At 71.3% G+C, this 19,802-nt stretch carries 13 protein-coding genes; 10 read left to right on the top strand and 3 right to left on the bottom strand.

Annotation, left to right across the window (positions count from 1 at the left end; translation table 11 throughout):
* Positions 1 to 25 precede the first annotated feature (25 nt).
* Positions 26 to 7,675, bottom strand: coding sequence for a DNRLRE domain-containing protein (locus tag ACFVU3_RS30080; RefSeq protein WP_390071167.1), 7,650 nt, complete (start codon positions 7,673 to 7,675; stop codon positions 26 to 28).
* 1,567 nt (positions 7,676 to 9,242) lie between these two features.
* On the opposite strand from ACFVU3_RS30080, the gene ACFVU3_RS30075 reads away from it, so the two are divergent.
* From ACFVU3_RS30075 to ACFVU3_RS30055, 5 genes are all read left to right on the top strand, one after another.
* Entirely contained in the window at positions 9,243 to 10,739 is a 1,497-nt protein-coding gene (locus ACFVU3_RS30075) for an N-acetylmuramoyl-L-alanine amidase (protein ID WP_390071111.1), read from the top strand.
* Between the two features lie 269 nt (positions 10,740 to 11,008).
* Positions 11,009 to 11,473, top strand: coding sequence for a hypothetical protein (locus ACFVU3_RS30070; RefSeq protein WP_390071109.1), 465 nt, complete (start codon positions 11,009 to 11,011; stop codon positions 11,471 to 11,473).
* A 47-nt stretch (positions 11,474 to 11,520) separates the two neighbouring features.
* Positions 11,521 to 12,066 carry an RNA polymerase sigma factor gene (locus ACFVU3_RS30065; protein WP_390071107.1) on the top strand — a complete coding sequence of 182 codons (546 nt, stop codon included), beginning with the start codon at positions 11,521 to 11,523 and terminating at the stop codon, positions 12,064 to 12,066.
* On the top strand, positions 12,063 to 12,818 hold the full coding sequence (locus tag ACFVU3_RS30060) for a hypothetical protein (RefSeq protein WP_390071105.1): 756 nt from the start codon (positions 12,063 to 12,065) through the stop codon (positions 12,816 to 12,818). The genes ACFVU3_RS30065 and ACFVU3_RS30060 overlap by 4 nt, the downstream gene beginning before the upstream one ends.
* A gap of 124 nt (positions 12,819 to 12,942) precedes the next feature.
* On the top strand, positions 12,943 to 13,155 hold the full coding sequence (locus tag ACFVU3_RS30055) for a hypothetical protein (RefSeq protein ID WP_390071103.1): 213 nt from the start codon (positions 12,943 to 12,945) through the stop codon (positions 13,153 to 13,155).
* A 64-nt stretch (positions 13,156 to 13,219) separates the two neighbouring features.
* On the opposite strand, the gene ACFVU3_RS30050 is transcribed toward ACFVU3_RS30055, so the two are convergent.
* Positions 13,220 to 14,266, bottom strand: a complete 1,047-nt coding sequence (locus ACFVU3_RS30050; protein WP_390071101.1) for a metallophosphoesterase family protein — start codon at positions 14,264 to 14,266, stop codon at positions 13,220 to 13,222.
* A 209-nt stretch (positions 14,267 to 14,475) separates the two neighbouring features.
* Between ACFVU3_RS30050 and ACFVU3_RS30045 the strand changes: the two genes are divergently transcribed.
* Positions 14,476 to 14,874 carry a molybdopterin-binding protein gene (locus ACFVU3_RS30045; RefSeq protein ID WP_390071099.1) on the top strand — a complete coding sequence of 133 codons (399 nt, stop codon included), beginning with the start codon at positions 14,476 to 14,478 and terminating at the stop codon, positions 14,872 to 14,874.
* Positions 14,875 to 14,895: 21 nt separating this feature from the next.
* Here ACFVU3_RS30045 and ACFVU3_RS30040 read toward each other — a convergent pair whose 3' ends face one another.
* On the bottom strand, positions 14,896 to 15,639 hold the full coding sequence (locus ACFVU3_RS30040) for a PucR family transcriptional regulator (RefSeq protein WP_390071097.1): 744 nt from the start codon (positions 15,637 to 15,639) through the stop codon (positions 14,896 to 14,898).
* A gap of 83 nt (positions 15,640 to 15,722) precedes the next feature.
* Here ACFVU3_RS30040 and ACFVU3_RS30035 point away from each other — a divergent pair, with 83 nt between their 5' ends.
* The 4 genes from ACFVU3_RS30035 (at position 15,723) to ACFVU3_RS30020 (ending at position 19,794) form a co-directional block, all read left to right on the top strand.
* Positions 15,723 to 16,337, top strand: a complete 615-nt coding sequence (locus ACFVU3_RS30035; RefSeq protein ID WP_390071095.1) for a DUF1707 domain-containing protein — start codon at positions 15,723 to 15,725, stop codon at positions 16,335 to 16,337.
* A gap of 209 nt (positions 16,338 to 16,546) precedes the next feature.
* A complete protein-coding gene (locus ACFVU3_RS30030; RefSeq protein ID WP_390071094.1) occupies positions 16,547 to 17,629 on the top strand; it encodes a substrate-binding domain-containing protein in 1,083 nt (360 codons plus the stop codon).
* A 63-nt stretch (positions 17,630 to 17,692) separates the two neighbouring features.
* Positions 17,693 to 18,472, top strand: a complete 780-nt coding sequence (locus ACFVU3_RS30025; RefSeq protein ID WP_390071165.1) for an ATP-binding cassette domain-containing protein — start codon at positions 17,693 to 17,695, stop codon at positions 18,470 to 18,472.
* A gap of 101 nt (positions 18,473 to 18,573) precedes the next feature.
* Positions 18,574 to 19,794, top strand: coding sequence for a sugar ABC transporter permease (locus tag ACFVU3_RS30020; RefSeq protein ID WP_390071164.1), 1,221 nt, complete (start codon positions 18,574 to 18,576; stop codon positions 19,792 to 19,794).
* The last annotated feature ends 8 nt before the right edge of the window (positions 19,795 to 19,802 follow it).

The raw sequence follows: 19,802 nt of genomic DNA, 5'->3' as shown, positions 1-19,802 counted from the left end.
GAGGGGACGGTATCACGCAGAGCGACTACGGAATCGGGTGTGCCGTCCGCAGGCTTCCGTCAGGATTGAGGATGACCTTGATCCCGTAAGCCGTTTTGTGGGACATTCCACGGCTCTGCATGTCGCTGAGAATTCCGACGCCGCTGGAGCCGGCATTGACCCGGCCCTCGTACACCCAGCCGTCACGGCCGTCGGTGTTCTTCTGCGCCTCGTTGTTCTTCACGACCTGCTGGATCCATGCCTTGACCTTCTTCTCCTTGCCGATGAAGGCGCCCTTGTCCTCCGGGTCGTACTCCTTGCCGCCGACCCGGTGCCTGTCGAGGGTGTGCTGCCAGCCGTCGTACTCCTTCGTGCTCCACGTGATGTCCGGGTTCTGGGACCCCACCTCGGGAGTGGACGAACCGGAGCCACCGCCGCCTCCGCCGGTGCTCTCCATCCGCGCGATGCTGTCTCCGAGCCCCATCGCACCGTGCACGGAGAGGAACGCCCCCGCGGTGATGAGGGAGGCTCCGCCGGCCACGCCGGCCACACTGGCGATGCAGACGGTGCCGACGGTCGGGATCGCACCCGCCACGCACACGCCGACGGATCCGGCGATGAGCGTGGCACCGCCGGCCATCGAGCCGATGCCACCGGCCATCTCGAGCAGGCTGCCGCCCGCGTCGAGCAGGGCGTCGGAGTTGTGGTCGACCCAGTCCAGGGTGGAGTCCAGGGCCTCCCCGCCGGCGTCGACGGCGTCCTCGCACCAGCCCCAGCCGAAGCAGTGGCCGTCCAGCTCGACACGGCTGACGGGGTTGCCGCCGGTGAAGGCGTAGCGGTTGCCCGTGTACGGGTCGCTGCCGAGGCCCATGTCGGCCAGGGCCCCGTTGTACATGTCGCGCGTGGTGAAGCGGTTCAGGCCCGGGTCGTAGTCGCGGAAGCCCATGTCGTAGGTGCCCGACTGGGCGTCCCAGCGCTTCGCGTTGTACCGGTAGGGGTTGTACTCCTCGCCCGGAGCGGCCGGGTCCGGCTTGTCCACGCCCGTGAACTCGGAGGCGTCGTCGGAACCGTAGGCGCTGTAGCCGTAGGTGGCCCTGGTGTCGCCGGATCCGTCGGTCAGCGTCTCCACGTCGGTGTGGCCGTTGTAACCGTAGAACGAGTCCTCGGTCGTGCCGTCCGCGTCGTGCTTGATCTGGGAGAGCCGCTCGCCCCACGGGCTGTACTGGTAGGACTTGGTCAGCTCGCCGGCGACCTCTTCGGTCAGCACCTCGCTCGACAGGCCGAGGTAGGTGAACTCGGTCGTCTTGCCGGCGGCCGTCTTCGACGTGGTCCGGTCCAGCGGGTCGAAGGCGTACGTGGTCGACTTCAGGGCACCCGTGTCGTCCATCTTCTGGGACTCGACGACATGGTCGAAGCCGTCGTAGACGGTACGGGAGACGACCTGCCCGCCGCTGGTGACCGACTCCTGGCGGCCGAAGGGGTCGTAGGTGTAGTCGGCGGTCAGACCCGAGGCGGACGCGTACTGGAGCCGGTTGCGGTCGTAGTGGAAGGTCGTCGACGTGCCCTTGACCGTCTGGCTGATGACGTTGGCGTTGTCGTCGTGGACGTACGTCTCCGTGCCCGCGCCGTTGCCGGTCTTGACCGACCTGGCCAGCCGGTCGGCCGGGTCGTAGGTGTAGTCGGTCGTGGAGTCCAGGTACGCCGCGTGGTTGTCGGCGTTCATCTTCCTCGCGACGTCCTGCGCCTTGTTGCCGTTGGCGTCGTAGGCGTAGGTGTGCGAGGTGACGAGGGTGCCGTTCGGCTTCTTCTCCGCCGTGGACCGGAGCGCGCCGTCGAGGAAGTAGCCGTAGTCGACGGTGTTGTCGTTGGCCTTGGTCTCCTTCAGCTTCTGGCCGCGGGGGGTGTACGTGTAGGAGGTCACCTTGGGCGAGGTGTCCGTGGCGGTCTTCCCGACCGTGACCGTCCTGACCAGGTCACGCGCGTCGTAGGCGTACGCGGAGTGCTGGTCGGGATGGGTGATCGTCTCGGTCAGGCCGTTGGCGTCGTACGTGTAGGACGTCGCCCGCTTCTCCTGGCCGGACAGGGCCTCGGTCACCTTCTGGACCTGGTTGAGGCCCGTGTAGGCGATCGTGTAGGCGTCGACCTTCGCACCGGAGGAGGTGTCGTCGATCGACGTCATGTTGCCGTTGACGTCGTACGCGTAGGAGAAGCTGTGCTTCTCGGTGTCGGTCTCGCCCGCGGTGTCCCGGACGAGCTTGACCGCGTCGGCCGCGACCGTGCCGCCGCTGCTCTGCGCCAGCTTCACTCCGGCGGCGCCGTCGCGGGTGAAGGCGTACGAGCCCAGGCTGACCCAGGTCCCGGTCGCGGCGGTCTGGTCCCTGGTCACGTCCACCGTGCCGGTGGCGTGCTCGACCGTGTACTTCGCCGACGTCGTGGCGCCCGTGACCTTCGGGTACTTCACGTACGCGGTGTAGGTGCCGTCCCGGGGGATGGTGAGCTTCCAGCTGAAGGCGTCGGTGCCGGCGCCGGCGGCGTGGGTGCGGTGGTCGTAGCCGTGCTGGCCGGTGAGGTCACCGCTGTTCCAGGTGCCCGTCGCGGAGGTGTGCCGGCTGTCCGAGTTGTCGACCAGGACGACCGCGCTGCCGACCGGGACTCCGTCGTCGGCCTTGGTCCGGAGCTTGCCGTCCGGGTAGTACGACCACGTCATGGTCCGGTTCGAGGAGCCACCGGCGGACGTGAGCGTGCGGGCCGTCTGCCGGCCCAGCTCGTCGTAGTCGTAGGTCGTGGAGATGTCCCACGGGTCGGTGGACGACTTGGTCCAGCCGTTGTCGAAGTAGCTGTAGTCCGTGTCGTTGCGGACCGTCTGCCCCTCCGACGGCGGCAGCGAGGACGTGGCCACGCGGCCCACGGCGTCGTAGGAGGTCCGGATGAAGACGTTCGGGTCGTTGTAGCGGGTGTCGCCCGGGTCGTAGGGCTGGAACTGCTTCACCGGACGGTTCAGCGCGTCGTACTCGGTCCGCGAGGCGAAGTCGTCGGCGGCCGGGGTGCCGGCGCCGCGCGGAGTGATCACCTTGGTGGTGTTGCCGACCTGGTCGTACTCGTACTTCGTGGTCCGGTGGGTGACCGGGGTCGTGTCCTTGTGCGGGACCGCGACCTCGCTGCGCATGCCGCGCTCGTCGTAGGTGAAGGTGGTGGTGTTGTTCTCCGCGTCCGTCGTCGAGACGACGAGCGAGTCCTTGTCGTAGGACTGCCGGGTGGTGTTCCCCGCGGCGTCGCTGACCGAGACGACACGGTGGTTCAGGTCGTAGGCGGTCTTCGCGGTGTAGTCGGTGGTGTCGGCGGTGGCGTTCTTCTTCGGATCGACGACCAGGGTCTCGTTGCCCACGTTGTCGTAGCCGTAGGAGATCTTGTCCCCGGCGGCGTCCACGACCGTCGTGAGCTGGTGGATCTCGTCGTAGGACAGCGTGGTGACGAAGTCGGAGGGATCCGCCGCCGTCAGCGTGCCCTTCGGTTCGGTGACGGTCCGGACGTTTCCGGCCCTGTCGTAGGTGTAGGCCGTGGTCCGCGCCGCCGAGCCCGCGGTGTCCTTCGGTTCGGTGGTGGACACGGCCTGGTCCGCCGCGTCGTAGACCGCCGTGTAGACGGCCCCGTCGACCGCGGTGGAGGAGGTGACGTTGTCGTTGGCGTCGTACACCGGAGCGGGCGTGGTGATCAGGACACCGGCGGCCTGGTCCTTGGGCACGGTCCTGACCAGCGGGCGGCCGTACGTGTCGTACGTCTGCGTGGTCCGCTTGCCCAGCGCGTCGGTGACCTCGGTGACCTGGCCGCGCGCGTCGTAGACGAACGCCGTGGACTGGTCGAGCGCGTCGGTGATGGTCGCCGGGTAGCCCGTCGGGCCGAACTGGCCGTACGTCGTCGGGTTGCCGTTGGCGTCCGTCGCCTCGGTCTGCTGTCCGTGGGAGTCGTACGCGTACGACGTGGTGTAGTCGCCCGCCGTCGCGGTGGCGACGCCCTTGGGGTCGGTGACCGTCGTGACGTTGCCGTAGGTGTCGTGGCCGAACTGCCATGTGCGGCCTTCGGGTGACGTCTTGGTGGCGAGGTCGGCGGAGTAGCCGTCGAGGCGGGTCCGGTAGGTGTACCGCTGGGCGTCCGCCGGGAAGGTGCCGGGCGCGCACTCGGCGGGCGCGGGCACACCGCCCTTGTTGTTCTCGGCGTCACGCGACCAGAGCGGGTAGCCGGTCTTCTGGTCGTAGCAGTACGCGGTCCTGGCGCCGTTCGCCTCCTCCATGTACGTGACGTTGTTGTCGGCGTCCCACGCCATCTTCGTGGTCTGCGACGTGGCGTTGGTCGTCTGGACCGGGCGGCCGAAGTCGTCCGTCACGTAGTCCGTGGCGCGGGACTCGGCGTCGGTGACCTCGGTGTCCGTGAACTTGGCGTTGGCGCCGTTCACCGCGTAGGCGAAGCCCGTGGTGCCCTGGAGACGGTCGGTGATCGTCCTGGTCCACCAGTGGTACTTCGGGTCGTCACCGGCCTGCGGCGCGTAGTAGGCCAGGTTCGTGGCGTTGCCGCGCGGGTCGGTGGCCTTGACCAGCTTGACGTTCTTGTTCCCCTGGGTGGCGTCGTAGGTGAACGAGAAGACCTTGGGCTGGGTGGAGCCGGCGCCGTCGGTGATGCGGCCGAGCAGGCCCTTGTCGGTGTAGTGGAAGGCGATCGTGCGGCCCGAGACGTCCTTCATGGACTTCACGTGGTCGTAGATCTTGGAGTTGTTCAGGTTCGAGCCGGTGACCTTCGCGCCCGAGCCGTCGATGTACTCGTAGGACGCGTCACCCTTCTTGTAGTGCTCGACGGTGAGCGACTGACGGCCGGCCGGGTCCGTGATGTAGGTCAGGAACTTGGTCGGCTTGTTGTTGGACCTGCGCTCCTCGTAGGTGAACGTCTGCGTGTTGCCGTTCCTGTCCACCGTGGAGGTCAGGTAGCCGTCGCAGCCGAACAGGAACCGGGTGCCGTCGGGACGGGTCAGCGTCCAGGCGTCGGGGACCGGGTCCTTGGAGGGCTTGCAGTCCAGGCCCGCCTTCATGGTGACCTTGTAGTGGACGCCCGCCGGGGCCTTCCAGGTGCCGTCGGCCTGTTTGCGGAAGACGTGCGTGGTGCCGTCGCCGTCCGGGAGGCGGATCTCCGTCGGGTCGGGGTTGGGGTGGAGGTCGAGGGGCGCGCCGAGCCGGATCGGCCCCGCGGCCTGCATCGACCAGCCGTGTCCGGCGACCGTGTCGGAGGTGTCCTGCGAGTTGTAGGCGAAGCGGACGAAGGTGCTCAGTCCACGGCCGGGGTTGGTGAAGGCGTTGTACTGCCAGACGCTGTTGCCGGAGGCCAGGTTGTTCATCAGCGTGGATCCGGCGCCGGTGTTCTTGCCGGTGTAGCTGTAGAACTTCTCCAGGCCGAGGCTGTTGGAGGTGGGGTCCTCGACCGCGACGTTCTGCTTGAGCGACGGGATGCCGCCGGTGCCGGCGGAGAGCCAGCTGCCGTCGGAGATCCTGCGGACGTCCCAGCCGAGCACGTACTCGTCGCGCTTGTTGCCGGAGTCCGAGTTGACCGGGGTGGTGACCTTGGCCTGGATCGTGGCGGACTTGCCGGGCAGCAGGGCCGGGACCGCCGTCCTGAGCTGGTTGCCGCCCGTCGTCACGTCCGTGCCGTCGGGGAGCTTCCAGGTGTACGACAGCTCGCGTTCACCGGCGGCCCATGCCGCGGAGCTGGTGTTGGTGACCGTGAACTCGACCGTGTACGTGGTGTTCGGGGTCATCCGGGCCGGGGTGGTCGGCGCGTAGTACGTGTCCTCGGTGGTCGAGTCGACGTAGATGACCTGCATGTAGGGCCGCAGCTGGGGGTCGGACGCCTCGGACGACAGGAACAGGGTGCGTTCCTGCGGACCGGTGGTGGTCTCGTCCTTCAGCTTGACCAGGACGCCCTTGTTGGCGGCGGGCGTCTTGACCCAGGACTGCATGAGTCCGGTGGCGTCCCACCAGTGGCGGCCGACCTCGTCGGTGATCTGCGGGACGGTGTCGGAGACGGTGGCGGAGAAGTCGCCGCCCGCGGTGGTCCACGGGGTGGTCGAGCTCGCGTTGTTCCACGTGGCCTGGGTCTCGGTGAAGTCCCGGTTCAGGGCGTGGAGTTCGTAGATCGCGCCGTTGGTCGTGCTGGTGGTCTCCGCGCCCCACAGGTACATCTTGTTCTCCAGCACCGTGGCGGTGGTGGGGATGGCGGTGGTGGGGAACCTCAGGGCCGCGCGGGTCTTGCCGTACGTGCCGGAGTTGTTGCCGACGCTCAGCCAGGTCTGGGCCTTGCCGGAGACCAGGCCGTCGTGGTTGACGGTCGGCTGCTGCGAGGAGAGCGTGGTGTCGGCCTGGCCCGCCTGGATGATCCTCATCGTCCGGCCGGCCTTGGGGATGCCGACGATGCGGGTCGGGGAGCCGAGGAGCTGGCCGTTCTTGGCCTTGACCGCGAGCTGGTAGTAGTACGACTTCCCGATCTCGCTGGAGGAGGAGTCGGGGGTCGGCACCGCCGTGGTGTCCGTGTACGCCGTCGTGGTGGAGGCGATCGGGGCGATCAGGGTCGCGGCGGACGGGGTGAAGACCTGCTGCGTGGAGCGGTGCAGCTGGTACTCCGCGATGTCGAGACCGCTGTCCCCGCTGGTGTTGGCGTACGCCGGCCATGAGAGCTCAGGACCGGTGGAGTGGACCACGGTCGGAGAGTTCAGCGAGGTGCCGACGGCCCCGTAGGTCACGGTCAGCCGCGGGTACGTGGAGGTCTCGCCGCCGTAGGTGTTGCCGTCGGCCGCCTCGTAGCGCGGGCCGCCCAGCGGGGCGGTGCCCGACTCGTCCTTGGCCTTGAGCACGAAGCCGTGGTTGACGGCCGTCCCGGACACCCACTTCTGGACCGTGTCGGCGACGGGGAAGTCGTGCCACTTGTTGTAGTCCCAGGCGGCCTTGGTGATCTCGGCCGGGTTCACCAGGCGCACCGAGTCGGCCAGCGCGCGGGTCGTGGCCGAGCCCGTGTCACCGAGGACGATCTTCCCGGCGTTGCCCTTGGCGAAGCTCAGCTCCGCCGTGCCCAGGGTCTTCCACACTCCGCCGGTGCCGGTCTGGTCGACCGTGTAGTTCTTGGTGCCGCCGTTGTGGGTGACCGTGTACGGGGCGGCCGTGGCCGCGTCCGCCGCGGCCGGATAGTGCACGTCCACCCGGTAGGTGTCGGTCTCCGCGACCCGGGGCTGCCAGGCGTACGACTCGCCGGTGAGCGCGTTCTTGTTGGAGGCGTAGTCGTCGTTGGTCGCCGCACCGCCGGTCGTGGTGCCCCGCGGCCATTCGCCGACCGCCGCCGTGCCGGCGTCGCCGTCGTCCAGCTGCACCGTGGTCCCGGACAGCTCGCCCACGAGGGCGCTGGTGTTGGACCAGGTCGCGGGCGTCGCGCCCGCTTCGCTCCAGGCCCCCGTGGCGCGGTGTGCCTCCAGGGCGACCGCGTTGCCGTTGGTGGTGTGGGACTGGTCGTAGTACAGGCTGAGGCGGGCCGCGTCGACCTTCACGCCCGCCGGGATCTCGCTCAGCGGGAACTTGATCAGCGAGCGGGCGATGCCGGTGTCCGTCTTGCCGACCGACAGCTTCCAGCTGTTGTTGAAGTTCACCGCCGGCTGGTCCGACAGGACCATCGTGTCCTCGGAGACCGAGGCGATCGGCGTGATCGTGATCGTCGGGTCGATGACGACCGGGTACTGGCGTTCCTTCGCCGCGAGCCACTTCGCGTCCGGTGTGACGGTCAGCTTCCAGCCCTTGCCGTCCGTGTCACGGCTCAGCTTCTGGGTGACCCGGGTGCTGTACGTGCCGCCGGTGACCGACTGCGGGTCCTTCCTGGCGTCCGTCATGTACGGCGCCGGGATCACCATGACCGGGGTGCCCGGGGCCTCCCCGAAGAAGGCGATGGAGCCGTCCTCGCGGGCCCTCGGCGTCAGACCGCCCTCGGTGTCCAGGGTGAAGGTGAACGACACCGGTCCGGCCGGGCGTCCGGAGAGGACGATGTCCTCCTTCACCTGGCCGTTGCCGACCCGGTACGAGAGGTCCGCGCCGGACACGGCGTCCTTGTAGACGACCCGGTCGCCCTTCGCCTCCGGCGTGAGCGCACCCGCGCCGGCCAGGCCGAACGTGACCGCCCCGCCGCCCTCCGCCTCGAACCGCATGAACCGGTCGGCGTCGGAGCCGAACCAGCTCTTGCCGGCGTTCGCGGTGTTGGCGAAGTCGAAGCCCTTGTCCCGGGTGGCGCGCACCGTGGTCTCGACCGGCTTCCAGGCCGTCCCGGACCGGTACGACGTCGGTACCGCCGTCAGCTCGGCCTCGATCCGGCCGTCCGAGAGCTGCCAGAAGCGCGCCTGCGACGTGCGGCGGGCCGTCAGTTCCCCGACCCGCTTCGCCTTCGGGAGCTTCTCGCCCTTCGGCAGCTTCTCCCGGCTGGCTATCTCCAGCGCCCCGCCCACGGGCGGCGGCGCGGCGGCCGGTGGCTCCTCGTCGTCCGAGAACCACCCGGCGATCGTGTCGAAGACACCGGTGTCGTCGTCCGTCGACGACGGTTGAGCCGCATAGGCGGCCTGCGGCAGCAGCGTGCCCGCCACCGCCGATACGACCAGACAGGAGAGGAGTCTCCTGTGCGGAACTTTCACCACGAGACCTTTCGGTATCGGCGCGCCCGCACCGCTGTCCGCGAAATGGGCACGCCGAACGAGCCGGAGCGGATGTTTCCGCCCGGCTGGGAGCCATGCGAGCCGACCGCGAGAAGCAGGAAAGACGCGAACTCGCGGAGGCGCAGTCGGCTTTCTAATCAGCCTTTTGATGCCCCGTCAATCATGGCGACATAAGGGACGGCAGTACGCCCGGAAGGGGTGTCGATCGCCCGATTGCGCCGTTCGCTTGCGAACACGCGGGCATCGGCATCTCGCCGGAGCGCCGGGCCTGGACCCTGGATTCGCCCAGCTCACCGGCCTCATGAGCGTCGGTTAAAGCCTTCACCGTCCGGTTTGCGTACGCAGGTGCACCGGAACGGCTCATCGTGTATAACCGCTGCGCTGTACGGACCGTCATACGATCCGGACTGCCGCCGGCCGGAAGGGGAGGGAAAAGGAAGGGCCTCCGAATTCTTACGTCCTTCCCTCGTTTTCCGTACCACGGCATGAACAGCCGTGGGCGACCGGCCGCGTATATCGATCAGCTGCGTACGAGGGAGGGGACATGAGTCCTCGAGGAGCCCGCGCCAGGCGGGCGAACGGCAAGAAGCGCATGACGTGGCTCGCGGCGGGAATCGTCGTCCTGGGAGGCACGGGCGTGACCGCCGTCGCCGCCTCCGCGAGCGGCGAGGACGTCGTGCCCGGCGACGGGACGCGGCAGGCGACGGCGCACGCGCTGGCACTGGGCGGCGAGGACCCGAAGCGGCGGGCGCTCCCGCGCACCGCGACGCAGACGTTCTCGCTCGTCGGCGTCTCGTGGGAGAACAGCGGCGACGTCTTCGAGGGCACCGCCCAGATCCGTACCCGCGAGGCGGCCACCGGGGCCTGGAGCGCATGGCGCGACCTCGACTTCGGCGTACGGGCACCGGAGTCCACCGAAGGCGGGGAGGCGGAGGTGCGGGGCGCGTCGGAGCCGCTGTGGGTCGGCCCGTCGGACGGGGTCGAGGCGCGGGTGGTCGCCGACGTCGGGGAGACCGCGGTGCCCGACGCGCTCCGCCTGGACATGATCGACCCCGGCGAGCCCGTCAAGGCCAAGGGCAAGGGCAGGAGCGACGGCGCCGGAAAGGGTGCCGGGCCCACCACCTCCTCCGGCACCTCGCAGACCGCTTCCGCAGAGCCCGCGCCGACCGGGGTGCCGACGACCGCGGCCGGCACCTCCGAGGTCCCGGCTCCTTCGGCCACCCCGACCGGATCCGCCCCGGGCACGGACCCGACGCAAGGCCCGACGGGCGACCCCACCCTCGCCCCGACGGGCGACCCCACCGCCGCCCCGACGGGCGACCCCACCGCCGCCCCGACGGACGACCCCACCGGCTCCCCGACGGCCGACTCCACCGACGGGCCCGCCACCACCCCGAGCCGTACCTCCGGCACCGGCTCCGCCGCGCCGGCCGCTCCCGCCGTCGTCAGCCGTGCCGAGTGGGGTGCGGACGAGTCGCTCGTCCAGAACGCGCCCTCGTACCTGAACAAGGTCGACGCGGTCTTCGTCCACCACACCGCCGGGACGAACGACTACGCCTGCGCCGACTCTCCGGCCATCATCCGCGCGATCCTCACGTTCCACGTGAAGACGAACGGCTGGAACGACGTCGGCTACAACTTCTTCGTCGACAAGTGCGGCACGGTCTTCGAGGGCCGCGCGGGCGGGACGGACCGACCCGTCCTCGGTGCGCACACCTACGGGTTCAACGGCTACTCGTCCGGCATCTCCCTGCTCGGCGACTACGAGAGCGGCGGCACGCCGACGGCGGCGGCCCAGCGGGCCATCGCCGACCTCGCCGCGTGGAAGCTGGGTCTCCACGGCGTCGACCCGGAGGCGCGGGTGACGCTCACCGCCGCCGCCGACACCGGCGTCTGGACGAAGGGCCAGGCCGCCACGCTCCACACCGTCTCCGGGCACCGCGACGGCTACGCCACGCTCTGCCCCGGCGCGAGCCTGTACGCGGCGCTCCCGGAGATCCGCACGGCCGCGGGGGCCTCCGCCCACGCCACCGGAAACTGACGCGACGGCCGGCACCGCCCTTTCGGGCCCGGCCGGCTGACGACCGGTCGGCACCGCACCGCCGGGCCCCCTCGGGTGCCCGGCGGGTCCCGCTCGCGGCGCCTCCGGTCACGGAAGTCACCAGGTATGACGATGATCACAGACCGCCCCCGTGATGATCCGGAGTCCGGCTCCGCTTGTTCACCGGGAGACGTGGAGAACGCACGCCTCCCGAGGACCGCGGAGGACCGGCGGAGAGCGCGCCGGTCCGGACACGAAGGGTGGAACCGATGGACCACGCCAGCCGCCGGCTGCGAGCCGCCGACATGAGCCGGTACGCCGCCGCGTTCGCCTCCCGCGCGACCGCGCGCTCACGGCTGCCCCTCGATTTCTCCGCGGCCAGCCTGCGGATCGTCGACCGCGTGGTGGACGGGCTGCGGAGCGGAGCCGGCGACCCGGACGCCGCGGCACCGGTCCTCCACGAACTCGGCGCGTACGTCGGCGAGGTGATCGTCCGCCGGACGCGCGCCCGCTGGGAGGACTTCGACGACATGACGTCCGAGCTGTTCCGGCAGCCGGTCGGCGTCCGGACACCTGACGGACGAGCGTGGAATCCGCTCGGCAAGGTCGTCAATCGATTCGAGGCGGGTCGCGGTGAATCCGCCTACGAGTTCTACCTGTTGATCCCTCGACGGGCGCAGGTCCCGCCGGGGTCGCGGCGCACCACCGGCGGCCGCGGGTCCGCGGCCGCGTAAGGTGATCCGCCGGACAGCGTGACGCGGGAAGACCAGAGGAAGATCATTTGAGGCCGGACGACGCCGCTCTGCAGCACGCGGTGGAGCGCGCGCAGGCCGGTGACGACGAGGCGTTCGCCGATGCCTATCGGATCGTGCAGCCCGGGATGCTGGGCTATCTGCGGGGACTCGTCGGGGAGTCCGCCGAGGACGTGGCCTCCGACGCCTGGCTCGAGATAGCCCGGGACCTGGGTCGGTTCCGGGGCGACGGTGCGGGGTTCCGCGGCTGGACCGCGACGATCGCCCGCCACCGCGCGCTGGACCATCTCCGGCGCCTGCGCTCCCGGCCGTCGACGACCCCCCTCGAACCGGGCGTGCTCGATGTTCCCGCCCCGCGCGAGACGGCCGGCGAGGCATTGGAGGCGATGTCCACCGCCGAGGCCCTGGCCCTGGTCGCCGGCCTGCCCAGGGACCAGGCCGAGGCGGTGCTGCTGCGGGTGGTCGTCGGGCTGGACGGACCCGCGGCGGCCCGGGTACTGGGAAAGCGGGTCGGAGCGGTACGCTCCGCCGCGCACCGCGGACTGCGACGGCTCGCGAAGGAACTCAAGGGATGAGAGGCGAGCGCGGCATGCGGGAGCACGACGAGATGGCGGCGGACCTGGCCGGAGCCCTGCGGCCCGCCGACGTGGACGACGCCTCGGCCCGAGCCGCGGTGGCCGCGTTCCGGACGGCCCGCGACGCGGGGCTGCACGTGTCCCGGCGCACCCGGCGTCGCGAGGACTGGCGGCCGGCGGAGCGCCGCGTGGGACGCTCGCTCAGGGCCACGCTCTCGGCCCTGGCCGCGAGCCTGACCCTGGGGGGCGTGGCCGTCGCCGCGGTCCTCCCGGTCGGCCCCTTCGGCGACACCGAGAGCCGCGAGCCCGGATCCCGCCTCGTCACCGCCGTCCCCCAGCCTCCGGAGGGGCCCGCGAGCCCGTCGTCCGGGTCCCCGGGCTCCTCGTCGCCGTCGTCCTCCCGCGCCACCGCCGCACCCCTCGATCCCCGTACCTCCGCACGGCCGCCCCGGACGGACGGGCCGCCCTGCCACCCCCACGAGAAGGTCCCGGGCAGGGCCGGAGCCGTGGAGGCTCCGGGCCGTAAGGGGTCTGCCGGTCAGGCCGGGGGCAGGGAACCGCACTGCGACTCGCTCCCGGATTCCGCGACGACGTCCTCGTCCCCGGCTTCCGGGCGCGGGTACGCGGGAGCCCCGCCGAAGGCGCCCTCGGCCTGGGCGCCGGGCTGGAAGCGCGCCGTGCCTCCCCGCGGCCCCCGGCCGCCCGTCAAGGACGCGAAGACCGCCGGGCAGGCGGCCGGCGACCGCGGGTGAACCGCGCTTCCGGTGCGGGGCGGCACCGTTCCGGCGCGTTCCGCCCGGCGCGCCTCGCGCCAGGGGGCAGGGGTGAGCGGGGCCCGCGCCGTGCCCTGTTGTGGCCCGCGTCGTTGAGCCCGGCATGACGATCTTCCACCGCCGTGTCCTCGCGTCCGCCGCCGTCGCCGCCACCGCTGTCCTCGCCTCCGCCGGGGTGGCGTCGGCCGACAGCGTCGGCAACACCCTCCCCGGGCTCGGGCTCCTGTCCCAGAGCTTCGGGAACGGCGATCAGCAGGGCCGCGCCGCCGAGACCCTGCCCACCCGCGACGCCCTCGACGCCGTCACGATCCCCTGACCGGAGCCGCCCGTACGCCTCCGCCCGGCCGTCCCTCTTCCCCGTACGCGCGGAGGAGGGACCGTCACAGGTGGGTGTTCAGGGGGACGGTGACCTGCTTGATCCATGTGCCCGTGGCGAAGTCGCGGGCGGAGACCTTCACCCGGTCCTGGTACACGGAGACCTGGAGGCCCTGGTTGAAGGTGCCGGGGACGGCCACCTCGCCGCCGCTGCCGTTGTCCGTGTAACCGGTCTGGACGGCACCGGTGTTGAGGACGTTGAAGCCGTCCAGGTTGCCGGTGCCGGGGACGACCCGGCGGACGTACCAGTCGGAGAGCGCCAGGTCCCAGTGCGTGTGTCCGCAGAAGAGGAACGCGTCGGGGTGCCGGCCGAGGATGCCGAGGAGGCGCTCGGCCTGGAGGTAGTCCCGCGCGTACAGCTTGTTGTGGCTGCCGGAGACCGTGTTCGGCAGCGGGTGGTGGGTGATCACCATGACGGGCCGGCGGCGGCGGGCCCAGTGGGCGAGGCGGTCCTCCAGCCAGGCGAACTGGGCGTCGCTCAGCCAGACCTCGTCCCACAGCTGGGGGTCGTGGTAGTGCATGTACTTCTCGGTGCCGATGCTCAGCACGGGTATGCCGCCGAAGGAGTGCTCGGCGTAGACCTCGCCGCGGCCCGCGAAGCGGTAGAAGCTGCGGAAGAGGGAGTCCTCGGTGGTGCCGTTCGGCCACGTGGCCTGGGCGAGGGTGTCGGGGTCCCGGTACTTCGGCACGTAGAACTCGTGGTTGCCGATCGCCCAGGCGACGGCCGACGGCCGCGAGTGCTTCCGGAACTCGGCGGCCAGGGCCGCGTACTCGAAGTCGTATCCGCGCGGCGTGAGGTCGCCGGCGACGGCGAGGCCGGCGCTGCCGGGGTTGGTGACGCGCATGTCCTCCATGGCCACGCCCAGGTCGCGGAGGTCGCCCTGGATGTCGCTGATGACGTTGAACGTGGCGACCGGGCGTTCCTGCCGTCCGCGTCCCCGGGCGGGGGAGCCGGCCGTCGAGGGCGCGGCGGCCGCGGGCGTCTGCCCGGCGGCCAGCAGCCCGGCCGCTCCGGTGGCGGCGGTGGTGGTGAGGAGGGATCGGCGATCCACGGGGACTTCCCTTCGCGAGCGGGAGCCCTCCTCCGGCGACGGGGGTGCCGGGGCGGGCCTCCTTGGTCCAGACCCGTTATGGATATGTGTCCGACCCGAACCTCCGGCGGTCGGGATCTGGCCGTCCGGTGAACACCGCCCGAGGGCTTGCCGTCACCGCACCCGGACTCCTGCGGCGCCCGGGTGCGGGCGTGGCCTAGAGTGCGGGCGTGCCGTCGTACAGCATCGGGCAGGCCGCGCAGCTGCTCGGAGTGAGTTCGGAGACCGTTCGCCGATGGGCGGACGGGGGCAGGCTGGCCATGGTGCGCGACGGGGCCGGCCGACGGGTGATCGAGGGGGTGGCCCTCGCCGCCTTCGCCCAGGAGCGGGGGGCGGGGCCGCACGCCGTCCCGGAGGGCGACGTGTCCACCTCGGTGCGGAACTCCTTCGTGGGGATCGTGACCGGGATGCGGGTGGACGAGGTCGCCGCGCAGGTGGAGGTGCAGGCGGGGCCGCACCGGCTGGTGTCCCTGGTGACCCGTGAGGCCGTCGACGAACTGGGGCTCGACGTCGGCGTCACCGTGACGGCCCGGGTGAAGTCGACCAGCGTGCACATCGATCTGCCCTGACCGCTCCCTCCGGGAGCCGTTTCAGCCGCAGAGGAGCGCGGCGCGCAGGTCCAGGCGGTCGTCGAGGCGGGACAGGTCCCGGCCGGTGAGCGCCTCGATGCGCTCGACCCGGTAGTGGACCGTGTTGACGTGGACGTGGAGGGCCTCGGCGGTCCGCGCCCAGGAGCCGTCGTGCGCCAGGAACACCTCCAGCGTCTCCAGGAGCATGGCGCCCGAGCCCCGCACGGCTCCGAGGAGCGGCGCGAGGACGGTGCCGCGGTAGATCTCCCGGATGCCGGCCGGGACGCCGGCGAGGAGCAGGGCCAGTCCGTCGAGGTCGCCGAGGCCGGCGACACGGGGGGACGGCAGGGGAGTGACACGGGTGGCCGCGAGGGCGTAACGGGCTTGTGCCAGCGCCGTGTTCAGGGCAGCGGGCGCGGTGACCGGTGTGCTCAGGCCGACCCGCCAGGCACTTCCCGGCCGGCACGCCTCGACGAGCGGCGCCACCTCGCGCAGGCGTTCCTTCACGGCGTCCGCCGTGTCGTCCTCGTGGGCGACGACGGCCGCCGCCTCGTCGCCGGCGCAGGGGGCGACGGCGAACGAGACGGCCGGCAGGTGGCCGAGCGCCTCGGTGAGCGCGGCGACGCCGTCGGTGCCGGCGTCCCCGACGGGGTCGAGGGCGGCGACGGCCACCGTGTACGCGGCCCGGTCGGCCAGCCCGCAGGCCCGGCGAGCCGTCCGCGACCGGATCGGGTCCCCGCCCCTCCCGGACCCGGTCCCGTCCACGGCGTGAGCCCCGGCACGGCGGGAACGTGCGTGGGCTCCTGAATCCGCCCGCCCGGAGGGGGCGTTCGCCTATCCTTGCGATCATGACCGCCCAGCCCGCGTCACCCCTTCCGGATCCCGTCCCCACCGGAGCGCTCCGCGCCTCGGACGCCGAACGGGAAGCGGTGGTCGAGCAGTTGCGCGACGCGGCGGCCGAGGGGCGCATCGATCTCGGGGAACTGGACGCGCGACTGGAACAGGCGCTGACGTCCAGGACCCGCGCCGAACTGGCCGTGGTGACCGCCGATCTGCCGAAGCCGGTCACCGCGGAGAGCCTGCCTCCGCTGGTGCTCAAGGGCGGACTGTACGGCGCATCCCGGGGGCCCGGGCGCTGGGAGGTCCCCGGGCGGGTGATCGCGCACGGGGGCGTGGGGGGTGTGAAGCTCGACTTCACGCGGGTCGAGTGCCGTCTCGCGGAGGTCGCGGTGGAGGTGTACGGGGACACGTCCGGTGTCACCGTCGTCATCCCCGACGGCTGGGCCGCGGACACCGGCGGCGTGGACCCCGGCGTCGGCGGCCTGAAGGACCGGACCACGCCCGACCGGCTCCCGGGAACCCCGCTGATCCGGCTGACCGGCTCCGGTGGCGCGGGCGGCATCGTCGTCCGCCACCCCGACCGCCGCGAGCGCCGCAGGCTGGGCGGCGATCCCGCGCGGTGACGAGGCCGCCCCGCACACCGGCCGGCTCCCGCGCCCGCCGGTCCGGCCACCGTCCGGCCCCGTCCGCTCACGCTCCGCGCCGGTCCCTCGGGGCGAATGGTCCGGCCCCCGCGTTGGGTCTAGTGTCGAGAGATAGGCCGAAGGTGCGCCCGCGCCCCCGCGGTCCCGTGGTCCGTGGGGCGGGTCGAGGCGCGCGAAAGGAGCCTCCCATGACCCGTACATTGCGAGGCGCGATAGCGGTGGCCTCGACCGTGGCCCTGTCGCTGGGCGTGGTGGCGACGACGACAGGCGCGTCGCCCGGGCAGGCCAAGCAGGACATCAAGATCGGACTGCTGCTGCCGGAGAGCAAGACCACGCGGTACGAGAAGTTCGACCGGCCGTACATCGAGCAGAAGATCAAGGAACTCGCCCCGGACGCCCAGATCGACTACTACAACGCGGCCGAGAGCGCGACCACGCAGCAGCAGCAGGTCAACACCGCCCTCGCCAAGGGCGACCAGGTGCTGATCCTGGACGCCGTGGACGCCAAGTCGATCCAGTCCTCCGTGGAGAAGGCCAACGAGGCCGGCGTGAAGGTCGTGGCCTACGACCGGCTCGCCCAGGGCCCGGTCGACGCCTACGTCTCGTACGACAACCGCAAGGTCGGCGAGCTCCAGGGCAGGGCGCTCCTCGACGCGCTCGGCGACAAGGCCGAGAGCGGCCAGATCGTCATGCACAACGGGTCGCCCACCGACCCGAACGCGGCCGAGTTCAAGGCCGGCGCCCACTCGGTCCTCGACGGCAAGGTGAAGATCGGCAAGGAGTACGACACCCCCAACTGGGACCCGAACAACGCCAACCAGCAGATGTCCGGTGCCATCAGCGCGCTCGGCAAGGACAACATCGTCGGCGTCTACTCGGCCAACGACGGACTGGCCGCCGGCATCGCCACCGCCCTCAAGTCGGCCGGCATGAACGTGCCGCTGACCGGCCAGGACGCCCAGCTCGACGCCATCCAGCGCATCCTGCTCGGCACACAGACCATCACCATCGAGAAGCCGTACAAGCCCGAGGCCGACATCGCCGCCACCATGGCCGTCAACCTCGCCGAGGGCAAGCCGCTCCCCGACGACCTGACCCCCGTCACCGTCACCAGCGGCAGTGGCCAGGAGGTCCCGGCCACCCTGCTGACGCCGGTCGTGGTGGACAAGGACAACATCAAGGACACGGTCGTCAAGGACGGTCTGTACACGGTCCAGGAGATCTGCACGCCGGCCTACGCCGACGCCTGCAAGGAAGCCGGGCTGGAGTGACCGGCCCGCTGGTGCCCGCTCCCGCCGAGGAGGCGGTCGACGTTGTCCGAAGCACCCGTGCTCATGCTGCGGGGGGTGTCCAAGAGGTTCGGCGCGGTCCAGGCCCTGTCGGACTTCGACCTGGAGGTCCACGCCGGTGAGGTGGTCGCCCTGGTCGGCGACAACGGCGCCGGCAAGTCGACCGCCGTCAAGGCGATCGCCGGGGTGAACCCGCCCGACGACGGCGTCATCGAGTGGCAGGGCAGGCCGGTCTCCATCCACCGGCCGCACGACGCCCAGCACCTCGGCATCGCCACCGTCTATCAGGACCTCGCCCTCTGCGACAACCTCGACGTCGTCGGCAACCTCTTCCTCGGCCGGGAGCTGCGCCGCTTCGGCGTGCTCGACGAGGTCCGCATGGAACAGCGCTCCCGCGAACTGCTGGAGACGCTCTCCATCCGGATCCCGTCGGTTCGGATCCCCGTCGCGTCGCTCTCCGGCGGCCAGCGCCAGACCGTGGCGATCGCCCGCTCGCTGATCGGCGACCCCAGGGTCGTCATCCTGGACGAGCCGACCGCCGCGCTGGGCGTGGAGCAGACCGCCGAGGTCCTCGACCTCGTCGAACGCCTCCGCGAACACGGCCTCGGCACCATCCTGATCAGCCACAACATGGTGGACGTGATGGCGGTCGCGGACCGGATCGCGGTGCTGCGCCTCGGCCGCAACAACGGCTTCTTCGACCGGCGCTCCACCACCACCGAGGAGATCATCTCCGCCATCACGGGCGCCTCCGACAGCGCCGTCACCCGGCGCCAGGCCCGGAAACGCGAGGAGCGGGAGGCACGCGGGGAGGAGACGCCATGATGAGCGACTCCGGCCACCGCGGCGCGCACGGCCGTGACCCCGGGGACCGCGACGGCCGGCCCGGCCCGGACGCCGCCGCCCAGCAGCCCGCCCCCGAGGCGATGCCCGCGGTCGACAGCCGGCTGATCGTCCGCGAGGAGGGCTTCCGCGGGTACGCGGGCGAGTTCCGCCGCAAGCTGCGCAGCGGCGAACTCGGCTCGCTGCCCGTCGTCGTCGCCGTCGTCATCATCTGGACGGTCTTCGGCAGCCTCGACAGCGCCTTCCTCTCCGCGCAGAACCTCTCCGACCTCAGCCAGCAGATCGTCGGCACGGGCATGATCGCCGTCGGCATCGTCTTCGTCCTGCTGCTCGGCGAGATCGACCTGTCCGTCGGCTCCGTCAGCGGCCTGTGCGCGGCGATCTTCGCCGTGCTGAACGTCATCAACGGCATGAACGAGTGGCTGGCGCTGCTGGTCGCCCTGGCCGGGGGAGCGGCGGTCGGACTCATCCACGGGTTCTTCTTCGCCAAGGTGGGCGTGCCCGCCTTCGTCGTCACGCTGGCGGGCAACCTCGCCTGGAACGGGCTGATGCTGCAGGTGCTCGGCACCAGCGGCACGGTCAACATCCCCAGCGAGAGCATCGTCTCCGAGCTCTACTCCACGATCTTCGAGAGCCCGGCCGCCGCCTACGTCACGGCGGCGGTGGGCGTCGGGCTGTTCCTGCTCGCCGGGCTGCTCGACGCCCGGCGCCGGCGGGCCGCCCGGGTGCCGTACCGTCCGCTCGCCGAGATCGTGCTGCGGACCGCCGTCATCGCGGCGATCGCCTTCGCCGCCGCGTACATCCTCAACCAGTACCGGGGGCTCCCGCTCGCGCTGCTGATCTTCCTGGTCCTGCTGGTGATCCTCGACTTCGTGCTGCGCCGCACCCGCTACGGGCGCCAGATCTTCGCCGTCGGCGGCAACATCGAGGGAGCCCGGCGGGCCGGCATCAGTGTGCCGTTCGTCCGCATGAGCGTCTTCACCGTCGCCGGCACGATGGCGGCCGTCGGCGGCCTCTTCCTCGCCGGACAGATCCAGTCCGCGAGCCAGACCTCCGGCGGCGGCAATCTCCTCATGAACGTGATCGCGGCCGCCGTCATCGGCGGGACGAGCCTCTTCGGCGGACGCGGCTCCGTCTGGTCCGCCCTGCTCGGCGCGCTCGTCATCGGCTCCATCCAGTCCGGCATGAACATCATGGGCGTCAGCAACGCCGTCCAGTTCATGATCACCGGCGCGGTGCTGCTGGCCGCCGTGGTCGTCGACTCGCTGTCCCGCCGCAGCCAGAAGGCCGCGGGCCGCGCCTGACGGGGCGG

This window comes from Streptomyces sp. NPDC058052, assembly GCF_042885515.1.
Lineage (GTDB): Bacteria > Actinomycetota > Actinomycetes > Streptomycetales > Streptomycetaceae > Streptomyces.
The sequence above is the reverse complement of the archived record's forward strand: the minus strand, read 5'-3'. Positions and strand labels throughout refer to the sequence as shown.

Excerpts from the sequence above, each read along its gene's own strand:
- ACFVU3_RS30080 (WP_390071167.1), bottom strand. The coding sequence starts at position 7,675 with ATGGTCCTGTCGGACCAGCCGGCGGTGAACTTCAACAACAGCTGGAAG.
- ACFVU3_RS30075 (WP_390071111.1), top strand. The coding sequence starts at position 9,243 with ATGAGTCCTCGAGGAGCCCGCGCCAGGCGGGCGAACGGCAAGAAGCGC.
- ACFVU3_RS30070 (WP_390071109.1), top strand. The coding sequence starts at position 11,009 with ATGGACCACGCCAGCCGCCGGCTGCGAGCCGCCGACATGAGCCGGTAC.
- ACFVU3_RS30060 (WP_390071105.1), top strand. The coding sequence starts at position 12,063 with ATGAGAGGCGAGCGCGGCATGCGGGAGCACGACGAGATGGCGGCGGAC.
- ACFVU3_RS30055 (WP_390071103.1), top strand. The coding sequence starts at position 12,943 with ATGACGATCTTCCACCGCCGTGTCCTCGCGTCCGCCGCCGTCGCCGCC.
- ACFVU3_RS30035 (WP_390071095.1), top strand. The coding sequence starts at position 15,723 with ATGACCGCCCAGCCCGCGTCACCCCTTCCGGATCCCGTCCCCACCGGA.
- ACFVU3_RS30030 (WP_390071094.1), top strand. The coding sequence starts at position 16,547 with ATGACCCGTACATTGCGAGGCGCGATAGCGGTGGCCTCGACCGTGGCC.
- ACFVU3_RS30025 (WP_390071165.1), top strand. The coding sequence starts at position 17,693 with ATGCTGCGGGGGGTGTCCAAGAGGTTCGGCGCGGTCCAGGCCCTGTCG.
- ACFVU3_RS30020 (WP_390071164.1), top strand. The coding sequence starts at position 18,574 with ATGCCCGCGGTCGACAGCCGGCTGATCGTCCGCGAGGAGGGCTTCCGC.